At 33.3% G+C, this 17096-nt stretch carries 9 protein-coding genes; all 9 read right to left on the bottom strand.

Translation table 11 applies throughout. The annotated features are described in order from the left end of the window. Window positions 1-21: 21 nt before the first annotated feature. On the bottom strand, window positions 22-3327 hold the full coding sequence (locus B6A10_RS06125) for a DUF5107 domain-containing protein (protein WP_188220141.1): 3306 nt from the start codon (window positions 3325-3327) through the stop codon (window positions 22-24). A gap of 99 nt (window positions 3328-3426) precedes the next feature. Continuing rightward, window positions 3427-4152: an SGNH/GDSL hydrolase family protein gene (locus tag B6A10_RS06120; RefSeq protein ID WP_202986202.1), complete on the bottom strand. Its 726-nt coding sequence runs from the start codon at window positions 4150-4152 to the stop codon at window positions 3427-3429. A 1-nt stretch (window position 4153) separates the two neighbouring features. Further along, on the bottom strand, window positions 4154-5560 hold the full coding sequence (locus tag B6A10_RS06115) for a sugar porter family MFS transporter (RefSeq protein WP_188220140.1): 1407 nt from the start codon (window positions 5558-5560) through the stop codon (window positions 4154-4156). A 36-nt stretch (window positions 5561-5596) separates the two neighbouring features. Continuing rightward, window positions 5597-7201, bottom strand: a complete 1605-nt coding sequence (locus tag B6A10_RS06110; RefSeq protein WP_188220139.1) for a sulfatase — start codon at window positions 7199-7201, stop codon at window positions 5597-5599. Between the two features lie 8 nt (window positions 7202-7209). Further along, window positions 7210-8778: a glycoside hydrolase gene (locus B6A10_RS06105; protein WP_188220138.1), complete on the bottom strand. Its 1569-nt coding sequence runs from the start codon at window positions 8776-8778 to the stop codon at window positions 7210-7212. Between the two features lie 120 nt (window positions 8779-8898). Next, complete coding sequence (locus B6A10_RS06100) at window positions 8899-10317, bottom strand: hypothetical protein (protein WP_188220137.1); 1419 nt, start codon at window positions 10315-10317, stop codon at window positions 8899-8901. 227 nt (window positions 10318-10544) lie between these two features. Continuing rightward, complete coding sequence (locus B6A10_RS06095; protein WP_188220136.1) at window positions 10545-12125, bottom strand: RagB/SusD family nutrient uptake outer membrane protein; 1581 nt, start codon at window positions 12123-12125, stop codon at window positions 10545-10547. Between the two features lie 7 nt (window positions 12126-12132). Further along, window positions 12133-15156 (bottom strand): SusC/RagA family TonB-linked outer membrane protein, encoded by a 3024-nt coding sequence (locus tag B6A10_RS06090; RefSeq protein WP_188220135.1) that lies wholly within the window; start codon window positions 15154-15156, stop codon window positions 12133-12135. Window positions 15157-15179: 23 nt separating this feature from the next. Then, window positions 15180-16589: a hypothetical protein gene (locus B6A10_RS06085; RefSeq protein ID WP_188220134.1), complete on the bottom strand. Its 1410-nt coding sequence runs from the start codon at window positions 16587-16589 to the stop codon at window positions 15180-15182. Between the last annotated feature and the right edge of the window lie 507 nt (window positions 16590-17096).

Here is a 17096-nt window from a genome sequence, read left to right as displayed (position 1 = left end):
AAACAGCTTATTGTTCTTTGTTTAACTATTAATGAAACTTCCTTCAAAATTAGCATGGATATGTGCCGGTAAATGAAAACACATACTTGTAACCGAATTGAAAGTTCTAACAGCTTCCTCTTGTTTCCCCAATCCAAGTTGTCCCAATCCTATCAAATAATTACAATGTATTTGATTGATTACGTTCAAATCTTCTTCCCAAATTAATAAATCTGGAAGCGAAATCGCAAAATAATCAAGCTTGACCTCATCATTCATATGCGATTGACCGTAGTTCAATAGATTTTCAAAACGGGTATTGGCTTCTTCGGTTCTACCTAATTTTTGCAATGCTAATCCTTGATAAAATATCTTATCGGGTTGTTGATCATTGTAAAAAATAGCTGGGCTTGGATCGCTAAGACCTTCAGATGCTTTTTCAAAATAACCCTTTGCTATTTCTTCATTTCCTAAACCTTGATAAGCACAACCCAACCAATAATGGATGTCATTTTCTTGAGTACCATATAATTTACCTTCGCCTAAATTATGAGGGTAAACTTTTGCTTGCTCTAAGTAGTCAATGGCCTTTTGATAGTTTCCTTCACCAATATATTTTTTAGCTAATTCTACCTGAATAGTTAAATATTGGAAAGGCACTTTGCCTTCACCACCTTCCCAAGGGTGAAATTGACGTTGTTCTAATAACGATTTAGCTTTTTCAAAATCACCTTTTATGTTATACAATGCAATACGCTCCAAGTATAAATCATCTCTTTGAATCGTTAGGTCGATGTTTTTTTCTAAAAGTGTCAGACGTTCATCAGCAGAAACATTTATTTTTTTGTACAACTGGTCTAGTTCCATTAACAAACGTGCATCAGTTGCATCCAGTTCAAAAGCTTTTTCTAAATGCTTTCTTGCCAAGTCTTTTTGATTGGTTTTATTATAATACAGTAAAGCCAAATTACGATGTACAATTGCAAAAGAATCATCTAGTGCAACAGACATTTCCATACACTCTTGTGCTTCCTTATATTGTTTTGAGGCGTACCAAAAGTTTCCTAAATAGTAGAACGCTTTGGCATCTGTTGGATTGGCTTTGCAAGCTGCTTGCAGTGCTAATACTTCTTCAATTTTATTTGGAAAACAATACGTATCCGGCATTTTTGATGCTTTTTTGTAGCATTCCAGAGCTTGTGCTGCCTCTCCTTTTTGATCAAAATACCAACCCATAAAATAATTTACCATTGGATATACCTGAGATTTGCCGTCAGTATGCACTTTTAATATTGAAATTGCTTCCTCATATTGTCCAGCCATAGCATAATCTAAAGAAAATTCGATATAATTATGAGCGTAATCTCTAATTAATTCTTTGAAGCAATCTAAATCTTCTTGTTTATTAGATATTATAAAACGCTCATATAGAACACCAAAATTAAATTTATCAATAGCCAAAGATTCCTCAATAAGTTTATTAGCTTCTTCTAATTTTCCAAGTTTTCTAAGGATAATCACTTTTAAATGTCTTCCTTTATGATTATGCCAGTTCTTAATTAAAGCTCTGTCAATTAAATCTAAGGCTTTTGTTAAATCACCTCTTAGACAATCAATTTGTGCTAAGTTAAAATAACCTGCATCTTGCCATTGTGCATTCCAACAAGCTTTAAAAATACTAGCATAAGCTTCGTCTTTTTTACCTAAAAAACTCAATGCTAATCCTTTATTAAAATAAGGCTCGCCATCATAAGGGTTAGGATTATGTCTGGTAAGTGTGTCAATAGCTTTATCAAAATATTCCACTGCTGTTTCCAGTTGTGCTTTTCTTAAGTTTAACAATCCCATAGCATTATTGCATCTTACATCATCAGGTGCTCTACGCAATCCTTCTTCATAATAATCAATAGGACTAAAAGTAGCGTGCCTGTATTGTTCTAAGTGCAAACCTTGTAAATACAACGCTTCAACAGAATCAATAGCCTTTGGTTCTTTGGCTGCTTTTGCAGGCTCTGGAATTTCAGCATCTGCTTTTGTATCAGGTGCCCATGCAACCAATACATTTCCTGATTTATCCGTAACAGATACTTTTAAATCTTCAAATTCAGAGCCATTTAATTCAACCGACTTTTCAAAGCCGTGTTCTGGTGATAAATTGACAACTTCTTCCAATAGCACACCTTTTTTGCCTTTCAAAGAAACAATAGCGCTATTATATTCGGATGTAACATACACTTTCACCAAAGCTTTGCCGTCAATAATTTCTAAATTTACTAAAGCTTCCTTAGTTGCATTTTTCACCACGCCTACATTATAGTATGGCATGAAATATTGTTTAAAGCTTTTTTCTTCATAAGGATGCATCCAAGAAAAATCAGGTTGATTATCTGTATAAACACCACACATCAGCTCAATGTATGGCCCGTCTTCATCAGTTAAGTTTCTATCCCAAGCTTGTCCAAAATCTCCATTCCCCCAAGTCCATTGTTTTTTTCCAGGCGATACATTATGATCGGCAATATGAAGCAAACCTCCTTTAGAATCATTTTCATATCCACCAACAAAATCATATTCTGACGTAATAGCCATATAACTAGTAGGTACTGGAATATTTTTATAATTCGAAATATCCGTTCCTGGCGAGTAATCCACTTTATAGTACTCTCCCTTAGCTATTGGAAACTCAGATACATCACGTTTCCCATGATCGAAAACGGCATGTACATCGGGAGGAAACACTGATTGGTAATGATCGTTTACGGCCACCGCAGGATTTGCCCACCAAAGAAAAGTTTGTGGATGTGGTGTTCTGTTATACAATTGTGCTTTAATTTCTAAATAAGCTTTATCTGGATATAATGTAAATCCAGCCATTCCTTTGGTACGGAACATACGCTCTACTTCACTCACCCAAACAGTTACACTACCATCTTCGTTTTCTTCAATAGTGAAATCTGTTGGATCATAGGTACTTGGTCTGTGATGTTGTGGCCAGTTAAATTCAATTCCACCTGAAATCCAAGGTCCTGTCAAACCTACCAATGCTGGTTTTATAACTTGATTATAGTAAACAAAATGACGTTCTCTGATTTTGTCGTAAGCCATTTGGATTCTGCCTCCTAATGCTGGTAAAACCATAATTTTGATATAATCATTTTCGATAAAAATTGCATCCCATTCTTTATCTACTTTGGTATCACTCATGGTTTCAATTACAGGATGTGGATAAACAGCTCCACAACTTGCTTGATAAACACGTTTATCTAAAAAAACAGGATACTTTTCAGGTTTCCCAACTTCATAAGTAGGAATAATTACTTTCTCTTTCCAAGCTTTTACAGTCTTCATATTCATATTTTTAAATCTGTTTTCAACAACAGACAATTATTTTTCACTTACTATTTTTGTTTTCTTAAGAGCGCTCTTTATTAGATTATAATTTATAAATCAATATTTGAAATATTCATAAATTGAATTGGCAACAAATTGATGTCCTTTTTGATTAATGTGATTATTCTGTGCCATAAAGGCTGGTAGTGGTTGTGTTTTAGCTAAAGATTTGAAATACGAATAACTATCCACTAATCCCAGATTATATTTTTTAGCTAAAGATCTAATTTGCTGACTATGCTTTTCTAACGGAGCATCATCAGAGGTTATATCTTCTTTTAAATCGGGTGTTGGTGTCAGTAAAATGACTTTTGTACCATATTCTAAAGCCTCTTGGATCATTTGTTCCCAAGCAATCAAAGCACGTTCTAAGCCGATACTTCGATCATTAAGTGCATAATCTATAAAAAGTACATCTGGTTTATAAATTAATACCTCTTTTTTAAATCGTTTAGCACCTTGCTCCGACTGTTCCCCGCCAATTGAAGTTGTTATTATATTAACCACAGAATAAGGATAATTATCATTTAATAACTTCAATGTCAAAAAAGGATAGGCATTCAAACGGTCTGTTACACCATTAGTTAAATAACCAGTAGGTACTGAATGACCATGAAAAACTAAATTCTTAGTACTGTTTTTGGGCCATTTTACTTTTAACTCTTGTTTTAAAGAATCTAGATAGCTTTCAGGATTAGCAATTTGTTGGGCACTAGCATAACTAAAACCAATCAATAACAACAAATAACTAAACATTCTTACTTTTAATAAATTGAATACCATATTACTTTGTATTTATGTCAATTAACTCCCTCTCGATTTCTTCTAAGCTTTTACCTTTAGTTTCTGGTAATTTTCTTTTTATGAAAAGATAACCTAAGACACAGATGAAGCTGTATACCCAAAATGTCCCAGAAGCTCCTAATAAATCATTTAAAATTGGGAATGTAAAGGTGAGTATAAAAGAAGCAATCCATAATGAAAATGTAGCTATAGACATCGCTACACCACGCAATCTATTAGGAAATATTTCAGATAAAACAACCCAAGTGATGGGAGCCAATGACATGGCATAGATGCTAATTGCAATGATAACTAGGAGTAGGACAGGCCAACCTGTGAATTCAAAATAATACGCTCCTCCTAAAATCGAATATACAAGAGCCAATCCCATTGAACCAAATAGCATTAACTTTCTTCGACCCCAACTATCAACCGTACGCATGGCAACAAAAGTGAATATTAGATTAACACTTCCTGTAATTACGATATTAAATAACATATCACCTACATTATACCCAGCAGCTGTAAATATTTCTTCGGCATAATTAAAAATGATGTTAATTCCGCACCATTGTTGAAAAATGGCTAATACAATTCCAATAAAGAGTATGGGTTTAACTTTTGGACTTTTGAAATCTGAGTAACTAATTTTTTGATTAACATTTTCATTAAGTGTCAATTTGATGTTCTTCAATTCAGTTTCTGCATAAGCTTTTCCTCCAATTTTAGACAAAACTTTATAAGCCGCTTCATCATTATTAATTTTCATCAAAAACCTTGGACTCTTAGGTACAACAAACATCAAGAAAAAAAAGGCCAAAGCAGGCACTAATTCAGCCCAAAACATCCATCTCCACCCCATTTGTCCGTTCCAAGAGTTCAACATCATCTCAGCCGTGCTGGAAGCAGGAATTGTTTCTGCGATATAATAATTTGCTATTTGAGCTGCTAAAATTCCAATAACAATGGTAAGCTGATTGATGGCAACAAACTGACCTCTATATTTAGCGGGAGCAATTTCGGCAATATACATTGGTGATAATGTTGATGCTAACCCAATTCCTAAACCACCAATTAATCTATAAATAATAAAGGGCGTAAAAGTGTCAACATAGCCAGTTCCAAAAGCCGAAAGAGAAAAAAATACGGCAGCTAAAATCAAAGGGTTTTTTCTACCAAAACGGTCCGATACAAAACCGGAAATCACAGCTCCAAAAATACAACCTACTAGAGCACTACTCATTGCCCATCCTTGTAAAGCAGGAAGGCTACTGATTCCAAAGAAAAGTTCATAGAATGGCTTAGCTCCTCCTATAACAACCCAATCGTATCCGAATAAAAATCCTCCCATAGCAGAAACCAGTGCTAAAAAGAGTAGGTAAGTGAAATTAAATTTAGTAGTATCCATATGGTTTTTAGGTTATTGTATTTATTTGAAAAAATATTAATCTTTGGTTGTTTTACTATCCCACCAATTAGCATTGGGTTGGAAATCTTTACTTAAAAAATCTTTGCGTTGTTTCTCTAAATCAGAACGCATTTTTGTTTTCCTGTTTTCATATTGTTTTTTTGATAAAGCATCATCATATTTAGAATTCTGGACAGGGATTTTTGCTTTTGTTTCAGTTAAAAAATCATCTAACTCTTTTCTAAGTTGTGTAGCAACAGTCACATTACTTTTGGAAACTTCATTTTTCTCGCCCATATCTTTATGCAAATTATAAAGCTCGTCGTGTCCATCCTCCCAATAATGAATTAATTTCCACTCCCCTCTTCTAATAATACTTACAGGTTCGCCACCTTGATTTCCATAATGTGGATAATGCCAAAACAAAGCTCTTTCATTTACCGATTTTCCTTTTAATAAAGGTGCTAAACTTATACCATCAATTTTCTGTGTTGGTTTGATTTTTACCCCTGTTAGGTCTAATAATGTTGGATAAAAATCCACCCCTGATACAGGATATTCAATCTTTTTGGGACCATTTTTTAACTGAGGTACTTTCATTAGATATGGTTCTCTAATTCCGCCTTCCCATTGATATCCCTTACCACCTCTTAAAGGTAAGTTTGAAGTTGAAAAAGCATCACCACTGGCAACACCACCATTGTCAGAAGTAAATACAATGATGGTATTTTCATCTAAATGAAGTTCTTTTAATTTATCCAAAACCAAACCTACCGCATCATCCATACTTTCTACTAGCCCAGCATAAACAGGATTATCTTGTACCACTCTAATAGGTAAAACACGTTCCATTTCAAAACCTGAATTAGGGATGCCTTGCGCTTCGGCTTTATTTCTATACTTATTCCATTTTTGCTCGGTTGTTTCAATTGGACCGTGAACTGCATAAAATGATAAATAGGCAAAAAATGGCTTGTCTTTATTTTCTGTTATGAAATCAACTGTTTCTTGAGCTAATCTCATTGTTAAGTTTTCACCTTCATATTTGTATTTTAATTTCGGATTATCCCAAGGTGCATAATAGCCTCCTTTAGGACTGCCTACTTCCCATCCTCCAATGTTAATATCAAAACCATTATTTTCAGGTGTTGAAGGTTCATCACCTAAATGCCATTTACCAGCAAAAAAAGTCTTGTAACCACCCGCTTTCATTGCTTCAGCGATAGTAATGTCTTCAGTTGGAATTGTGTGAACGTATTCTGAGGGCAGAATTTTAGTATTGTTTCTTTTAGCCCATTTTTCTCCAGTCTCTGCGCCAATCCAGTCTGTAATACCATGATTCACTGTAAACTGACCTGTTAATATACTTGCTCTAGATGGACTACACACCTGGCATGCGGCATAGCCTTGAGTAAATTCTACTCCTTCATTTGCTATACGGTCTATATTAGGAGTTTCATAATATTTACTACCTGCATAACTTAAGTCATTCACTCCTAAATCATCAGCCAAAATAAAAATGACATTTGGCTTTTTACTTTTTTCAGTTTTAACTATTGCTTCTTTGTTTTTACAACCATTTATAAAAACAGTTGTAAAACAAAGACAACAAACTAAACTAACCACTCTATTTATTCTCATTTTATATTTTATTTTATTAATAGTCCTGTTAATGTGCTAATCGACCTTGCTTCAATGCTGATATTATTTTTACTTATACTAGTTGCTTCTAGATTCTTGTCTTTTGAAGTAACAAATAGTTTATCTAATGTAACACCTGGAATTTCTAGCTCTTTATTTTCATCACTATAATTAATGGCTACTATTGAAACTTCTGAAGTTTTAGTATTCAGATAGGCTGAAAGCATCAGATCCTTATATTGGTCTTTGAGTTCTTTATTACTACTAGACTTTATGTCTATACGAACCATATTAGGTTGTACAAATCTTGAAAAATTCCCCAAAGCCCATAACAATTTTGAATCGTGAAAATTTCCATCTTTCTTAAGCGATTCTTTGTTATACATATCGTTCTCGATTCCAGTATCTAAATAAATCAAACCATCTTTAAAATCAGCATCAGATATTGCTGTCCACCATTGCCAGGAACTTGCATTTGCCAGTGTTAAATCTGCGTGAATTACCCTAGCGACATACAGAGCAGTATCCATTCCTAAATCTCTTTTACCACCGCCGCCGATATCATCTGATTTCTCTAGAATACAAAATTCACTTTGCCAATATTCTAACTTAGGATGTTTTGCTAATTTATCATTTAGCTTTTGCCTAATAGCGATTAAACTGTCTACAGGCCAAGTAGTAAAATAACTATGCCCGGAAATTTTATTTTCTACATTTTTAAAAGACTTTTTTTGACTAAAAAAATAATCAATTTGATTCCCTCGTTCCGGTTTGTTAAAATTTGAATACAACCAACGCAAATCAGCTGCCTCAGCTAAAACTATCTTTGTATCAAGATTACTTTTTTCAATATGAGCATCCAACAATTGTGTGAGTTTTAGAACATTGTCATTGGTTGCAGGCGTGCCTTCTTGTGTTTTTGTTTCCCAATCCCATTGTGGTTCATTTATAGGACTCAAATAGTCAAAAGACAATCCTTTAGATTTAAAATGCTTTAAAAACGCGACCATAAATGCAGCATAATCATCAAAATGTTCTTCTTTTAGATTGATTTCTCCATCTTTATTCCCTACACCAAAGCCTTTACCGTTTTTTGACCATTGAACAGGAGCTGCAATTGAGAATGCTAAAAACTTTTCTACTCCATAGGATTTTGCTTTGTTTAAGAACCATTGTTGGCCTTGTTGTTTATTCCAATTATAATTACCAGTAGCATCTATAAAAGAATCCGCACGCCTCCATTCATTTTTAATCTCTGAACTATCTCCTTGTTCTGCAGTGCCAGCTCCAATATAAAAACGCCATAATGAAAGACCAATTCCTTTAGGGTTTCCGTTTTTGTCAAGTTCTTTGCTAAATAATAATTCGGCTATCTTCTCTTTTTTACTTTCTGGCCAATTTTTACCCACAAATTGGCATCGCCACGCATCTGAAGCACCAAAACCATCTATTGTTTGAAAAACCTTATTCCTGTTTATTTCAACTTTTAATTGTTGTGCATATAAATTTGCACCTATTAATAGAGACATAATAAGAAAACTAAAAACATAAACGATATTGGTATTGTATTTTTTCATTTTTGTTGTGCTCAAATAAGCTATAATTGGCTTGCTGTTATTATACAAATTTAGAGTTATGATATCTTTTAAAAATAGACATAAAAATCATAAATATGGACAATAATACTTTTAAGGTATTTACTTGGCTTTTAATACTATTTTATAGATTTGATATTTACCTTCTTTATTTACATTAAAAACAACCTCATTATTCTTGTTTAATTTAGCCGTCACCTCTTCTGTAATATAAGAAGCTGCTTTATTCGTTTCATTGTAATCTGCTGGCACATATCTTTCAATCTTTTCAATTGAACCGATAGTGAAGTTTGCCACTTTAACAGCTGTTAGAGCCGCAGTTTCCTTTCCTCCTGTAACAAAAACCACCATTGTCTGTGCATCATTCAAAGCCGCTGCAATATGAAATTTATTTGAAATCGTTTTCAGTGCGAATCCTTTGTAGGATTTTGATAATTCTCCCATAATTTGCCCAACTGGAAACACAGTTGAAAAATTCCAATTAGTCAACCCTAAACCTGGAATAGAGGTATTAACTGGAGGCCAATATGCCGCTGCATTAGCATTAGACCTAGCATAAATCTGAATCATATCTGGAATAATATTAGCTGCTTCCATATATAATGCACGATCATTATAATCTCTAGAAGGCATCCACTCAGACAAATAGATAAATTTTTTGTTTGGATTAAAATTAGTAGCACAGGCTTTTATCCTTGACTCTAACTCGGACATATTGTGCGTATCAGTCTGATAACCCGCATAAGTGTGAAGTGCAACACCATCAATAACGTCATAAGCCGTAGTAAACTGTTGCTTCATTGTGGTAAATTCTTCAGGTTTAGTATAATCGCCATTTACCAATAACTTAAACTTATGGTTGGGATATTTTATATTTAGATGTGCTGCCAATGCCATAGCTATATTTGTATATTTAGTTAACTTTTCAGCTCTACTAACTCCTCCAGCCCATTGCAACCACCACTCATTTCCAATTTCAATTATTCCTGATTGTTCTAAACCAGCTTTTGTAATTGCTTTTTCAGCTGTTGCTTTTAAAGTTTCCACAGCCGTATTAAACTGTGCAGATCCTACAGCCTTATCCATTGCTAAAGTAGTAGGAATCACAATCGAATAACTGTTAATATTAGACTTGAGTGTTTCAATAGATGCTCCTGCCACAGATGGTGCAGAATTCCAAGTTGGAGTAGTATTGGTATCCCAATCATAGTACTCAGACTCCCATCCCCCTGGATACCTTACTACCGTATAATTGATACTTTTTAACATATTCGCAAAACCTGTAAAAGTTGAATTAGGAATTTGTTTCCAATCATTATTAACCCCAAAAATTTCAGGATTAATGGCTATTTTATCTGAAGCATCTACAGTTAAAACTACATCTGCAGTTGGTCCATTATCATTATTATCGAGATCATTATATTTAGGATCGTTAGGATCAGTCGGATCATTGTTAGTACATGACACAATTGAAAGCCCTATAATCATTAAAAAAACAATTTTTATTTTATTGATTTTCATTTTATAAATATTTTATTATTAAACAAACTATATGTAATAATTTTAAAAGCTTTAATCAATAGTTAAATGAAGGATTAGTGCAATGTAATCTTTAGGGTTTTGTCCAGATTGCAATAATCAAATTCAACAAATCCAAGCTCTTTCTTAATTAGTTTCATAACTAAAAAACTAAAGACTATTAATGGAATTAATAGTCTTTAATTCATTATCCTTACCTAAAAGACATACTAATAGCCTGGATTTTGTACAATATTACCTCTAGATAACTGAATTTCTTTTGGAGGTATTGGCCACAAAAGATGCTTACTAACGTCAAAAAAGATTCCTTTTTCTTGAGACTCATTTAAATTAGTTGTTTCATAAGGATCTGTACTAATTTGGGTATTATATTTCACAAAAGATCCATTTGGCCCCATAATCAAAGCCATTCTGGGAATACCATCAATTTTTTGTCTTCTTAAGTCATAAAATCTTTGGTGTTCAAGTGCCAACTCTAATCTTCTTTCTTTCCAGATTGCATCTCTCAATGCTATACCTGTTAGCGACATATCGGTTGGTAATTGCACTCTGTCTCGAACTTTTTTCAATGATAATTTTGCCGATGTAGGGTCGTTATTAAAATAGGCAGCTTCAGCATGAATTAACAGTACATCTGCTAATCTTAAATGAATATATGGCAAAGCAATTTGTCCTCTTGCATAAGGCACTGGTCTCTTGGCCACAGGGACATAGTATTTTCTATTAGTACGTCCTGATTTATTCTCAGACGGCAAAGCGTTAAATGATGTCACATCAGGATCACCATACACAGGTTCACCATGTTTAATAATAGTTGAACGCAAACGGATATTATCACCTTCACTTAAAAAAGCATTTTCCAAATCACTAGTTGGACTACCCCAACCCCAACCTTGATCACCTCTACTACCATTGGTAATTGGTAATTGCGCTCCAATTTCTTGAAAAACGGGGTTGTTAATGTAGTCGATTTCGAAAATAGATTCTACTCCATGATGATTATCAACACTATAAATATTTGCAAAATCGGGTTCTAATTGATATTCCCCAGATACAATTACATCGTTAGCATTGGTTTGAGCCAAAGCCCATTTTTCCTCAGTCAAATATACTTTTGCTAGTAATGATTGCGCTGCCCCTTTTGTTGCTCTACCCAAATCTTTAGCCGGATATTCACTTCTTAACGGTAAATTATTTATGGCTATTTGTAAATCTTCTTCTATCAATTTGTAAACATCTGCAACAGAAGAACGTGTTTTATCATTTATCGCAGGTTCTAATAACTCTGTGTATGTTGTTACGATAGGAACACCACCAAAATTACGCACCAAGTCAAAGTAAAAGAATGCTCTTAGAAAATGAGCTTCACCCAACATTCTCCTTTTGATGCTCTCTTCTATTTCTATGGCTGGAATTCTATCTATTGAAATATTTGCTCTAGTAATTCCTATATAGTGATTTTCCCAAAACGAATTAAAATATTGTGATCCTGGAAAAACATTATAGGCAGATATCCCCGAAATATCTGGTCGTGGTTGCGCAGTGTTTCCAGACCAGTTATCATCAGTAGCCATATCATTAATTTGTCGTTGAAAATTGGCCTGCCACCAACTTTCACCATTTACTTTCTTATAAATTCCATTTATAAATGCTTCCGCATTTTGGGGGGTAGAAAAATAATCATCTAACTGTTGTCTCCCTCTTAAGGGTTGATCTAAAAAATCTTCATTATTACAGCATACCATCAGAAAAGATACACAAATAATACATAATAAAACAATCTTTTTCATAATATTTTTATAGTGTTAAATTAAGTCCTAATAAATATGTTTTTGTTACCGGATTTCTAGCATAGTCTATTCCAAAATCATTGATAACATTTCCTCCTGCAGCTACTTCAGGGTCAAACCCGGAATATTTAGTTAGTGTAAGTAAATTTTGTCCTGAAATATAGAATCTACATTTTTGAAATCCTTTAATATTAAAATTATAACCCAATTGTACATTACGCAATCTCAAATAAGAACCATCTTCAATAAATAAATCCGAAGGTCTTTGATAGTTTCCGTTACGATCCAATTGTGTCAATCTTGGATATTTAGCTCCTGTGTTCTCAGGTGTCCAAACTTTATTCAAGGCTCCCTCAGCAACATTCACGTCCTGTACTCCAGAATACAAAAATGTGGAAGGGTAGTTAAAAACATCATTCCCATAGGTTCCATACCATTGCATTGAGAAATCTATGTTTTTATATTGAAGATTTGCTGTAAGTCCTCCATAAAAATCGGCAAATGGATTTCCAATTACTTGTAAGTCATTATCATTTAATAGACCATCTTTATTTTTATCAACAAACCTTAAATCACCTACTTTTGCATTAGGTTGAATGGCAGTACCATCATTAGAGGTATGGGAATTCAATTCTGTTTGATTTTGAAAAATCCCATTAGTTTTAAATCCGTAAAACAATCCAACTGTTTGACCTAATTCACTTATTTTGATAAATCTACCTCCTAAGTCTGGACGGTTTTGTCCAAATATTTGTTCATTACCTGGAGCAAGGGCAACTGCCTTACTTTTGTTTGTAGAAATATTAAAATTCAACCCTAAAGTAAAATCCCCCATTTTTTTGTTATAACCCAATTGTGCATCGAATCCTTCAGATTCAAAACTTCCTACGTTTTGAGCCACTAAACCTGGAATTCCGGTATAATTTGGCAACTCTACATTAAACAATAAGTCTTTGGATGTCTTTTTATAATATTCAAAAGAAAAATCTAATGCACTATCAAAGAAACTGGTTTCAATACCTATGTTTTTATCTCTTACGGTTTCCCATTTAAGATTGGTGTTTCCAAATTGAGACAAGAAGCTACTAACAACTCGCTCTCCATTAAAAACATAACTATCAGAACCTACTGAGAAAAACTGACCTGCTCTACTAATATTTTGATTTCCTACTTCACCAATTCCTACTTTCAAACGTAAGTTGTTAATAACAGAACTTTTGAAAAAATCTTCAGAATCAATATCCCAAGCAAATGAAGCACTTTTAAAATTACCTGTCCGATTATCTTTTGGAAATCTTGAAGACTGATCCCTTCTTAAAGATCCGGTAAAATAATACTTATTGTCATAACTATAGATAGCTCTAAAAATTGCTGAGAAAATATTATCCTGCGCTTCGTTTCCATTTACTGTAATTCCTTCACCCTGAGCCGCATCAAGATATCTCAAATCAGGGTTTTCATTATCTGGCACTCCATCTCTTGAAGCATTCAAATAATTATAATTTTGAGCATCATATAAAATACCTCCTAGAAGATTCATATAATGTTTTTCCTTAATGGTCTTTTTGAAATTAATGGTATTATTCAATACATAATCAAAATTTCTATTCGTATTCCTAGCTATGTTATTGATTTCATTTTGCTGATTTGGAGTAGTAAAATATTGTGGTGTAAAAACATCGGTTTGTGCATTTGTAACATTAAGCCCTAATTGACTGCTAAAAGTTAATTCTGGTGTGATTTTATAATCCAATTGTGTGTTTGAGAAAAATCCAAAAAAGAAAGTTTCATTGAATTGGCGTGCAATATTACCTACAGGATTGGGGACATTATTTTTACTTGCCGCATAGATACTATAAATATTACGTCCTACTCTCTCACTTTGAGGCAAGTACACTTCAGTCAAAGGATCAATTCGTAACAAATTATACAAAGCTGCAGGAGTATTTTCATAACGTTCTACTCTTGGACTCAAATCTTGTTTTAATTTAATTTTATCTGATATTTTAAAATCAACATTGAAACGTCCAGTTACTTTTTGATACCAACCTTTATCATAATTAGATTGTTGATCAAAAAAACTAACACTAGCTGCATAATTTATTTTTTCTGAACCTCCAGATGCTCTAACATTGGCATTTGTTATTGGTGCATAATTTTCGATTACTTCATTCCACCAGTCAGTGTCTGTATTAAAATTAGCCGGATCATATAAAGGTTGTGCGCCATCATTAGTTCTTCTTAGATTCACAACTTTAATATATTCGTCAGCACCAGCCATATTAATTTTTTGCATCTGCTGCATTCCGTAAGAAAGATCAACATTTACAATTGACTTTCCTTCTTTCCCCCTTTTAGTGCTAATTAACACCACTCCATTTGACGCTCTGGAACCATAAATAGCGGAGGCCGAAGCATCTTTTAAAATTTGAAAATTTTCAATATCAGCCGGATTCAAAAAGTTAAGCGAAGTCCCGTCAGGCAACATAACTCCATCCAGCACAATAAGTGGCTGACTCCCATTATTTGTTGTTATACCTCTAACTAATATTTGAGGTGAAGCACCTGGACTACCACCAGAAGAAAGTACCTGAACACCGGCTGCTTTACCTTGTAAAGCTTCTGCTGGATTACTCGCTGTTGTCTTAGCGATATCCTCTCCTTTAACAGTTGAAATAGAACTTGTAATCTCATCTCTTCTCACAGAACCGTACCCAATGACAACTACTTCTTCCAATTGAGCGCTATCTTCTATTAATTTAACTGGAATCATTTGTCTTCCATTGACAACAACTTCTTGTGTTTTAAAACCAATATAGCTAAATACCAAAGTAGCTTTGTTACCCACTTTAATCAAATAGTTCCCATCTAAATCAGAGGCAGCACTGTTTGTTGTATTCTTTTCTAAAATATTTACCCCGGGAATAGGCTGTCCATTTTCGTCTTTTATAGTCCCTTTTACTGTATGTTGGGCTACTGCTGAAAAACCTACCAGTAGAAATCCCATTATAATTAAAATTGCACGTTTCATATAATTTCTTTTGATTGTTTATTTTATCGTCTTATTACTGATAATCTATTTAAGTGGCTATCAAAAATGATGGTATAATTTTTACCATAGGCCTCTGTAGGGAAAACAAATGATGCCCCCCCACCTGGAATCGCTATTGAAGGATCGGTTGCATCCATTCTCCAAAAAGGAGCCCAAGCACTAGTATTTGCGTTTATAATAAATTGATTTAAAGAAGTTGAATTAGGCTCATCATCAATCTTAACATCAATAGTCCACAAATAGGAATTGTTAGCATCTTTAACAAACGGTTTCCCTGAATTAAAATGAAAACACTGCAAACCTCCTGTAACATTTGATACACAGGTAGAGGTATTCCCTACAAACACACCGGTTCCAAGAATGTAAATTTGATCATAAGGTGTGTCGGTTGGTGTATATGGCGTAACGGTATAAGTTTGATTTTTTAAATCCATTTTAACTTCGTAATAGCCTCTTTGAGGTAGCGTAATTGGATTGACACTTATATCAGTTCCCACTATAAGTTTTCCTGGAGTAACAGGATCTGCACCAAAAGAATAGGGACCGAAAGAAGTTTTTTGAGGAATGAATCGTACTTTAGCATTTGCATTTGCCGCATAATATTTTGCTGTAAACACATAACCCTTTTCATTAACTAACTGACTAGCTGTGGTGTTATAAGGAGTACCAAACATATCAGAAACTAATAAATCCTCTTGATTTACATCTGTAACATACATCACATCAAATAACAATTCATTTAAAACATTTACTGTAATAACCTTAGTTGTTGTATTGCCTGATGTATCCTTAACTGTTATTACAAAAGAATATTTATTCGGAGCATCAATATCTAATGCTTTAGTATAAGTGTATGTGGTGCCTGAAATAGGAATAGTTTCATTTAAAACGGAGCTTTCAATTTTAAACTCTGCTAATTTTGTATCTGTAACTGTAACTTCCAACTCAACCTCTTTTCCACCACCTATTAATACAGTAACACCGTCTATTGGTTTTACTACATTTATAACTGGCTTCACAATATCTTGGTCTAAAGTAACTTTAACTTCTTTAGTTACGGATACTCCTCCTGCATTAATAATAGTAACAAGAATGGTATGAGTACTATTTACCTCTGCGGTTGCAGGTACTTTAAACTTGTAATTCAAATCATATGTTTTAGGAAGAGAATCAAAAGCGATTGTTTTGTCTAAAAACCATGACTCATACTTCATATTTATAAATTTAATACCAGCAGGATCTGATACAGTACCTGTAAAAGTAAATGTGCGATCTGGAAGTGAAGAAACTTCTTGAACTAAAGATTGAAATTCTGGAATAGAATCTACTTTTGATGCATTATCATCACTACAGCCTATTACAATAGTAACAATGCTAAAAATGAGCACTAAAATTGTTTTGGTTGTTTTCATTTTAAAAATTTTATTAGTTAGTTAATGAATTGTTTGAAAAAAATAGTACAAATACAGCTGTCATTACAAAAAGACCAAAAAAGATAGATTATTTCACTGAATAAAGCCACCCTTAACTTCTTCTTAAAAACTGACAAAAAAACCATATTAATAAAAAAAAACCCTAAATTTTACATTATAAAAAAAATAACATATCATTTAATACAAATATACAATTGACCTTAAGATCTAAAAATAGACGTAAAAACTGAAAACATGGATAATACTATTTAAAAACTAAGTCATAAATAATTTTCCGACACAAAACCATAGTACAATATCTTTTATTTAAAATATTGTTAATTAAAACGTTTAAGACTCTCAAAGGATCTTTTGTTTTTTAACTATTAAAAAAGCATCGACTTAATATCGAAATATATGAGTTGTGATTTAAGCAATCTTAAACAGATATTGTATTTTGACTTTATCCATGAATTATACAGATAATAAAATGACACATCTGAAAAA

It is taken from the genome of Flavobacterium pokkalii, from assembly GCF_014596575.1.
Classification (GTDB): Bacteria; Bacteroidota; Bacteroidia; order Flavobacteriales; family Flavobacteriaceae; genus Flavobacterium; species Flavobacterium pokkalii.
Note: the sequence above shows the minus strand (reverse complement) of the source record. Positions and strands in the feature narration are given on the sequence as shown.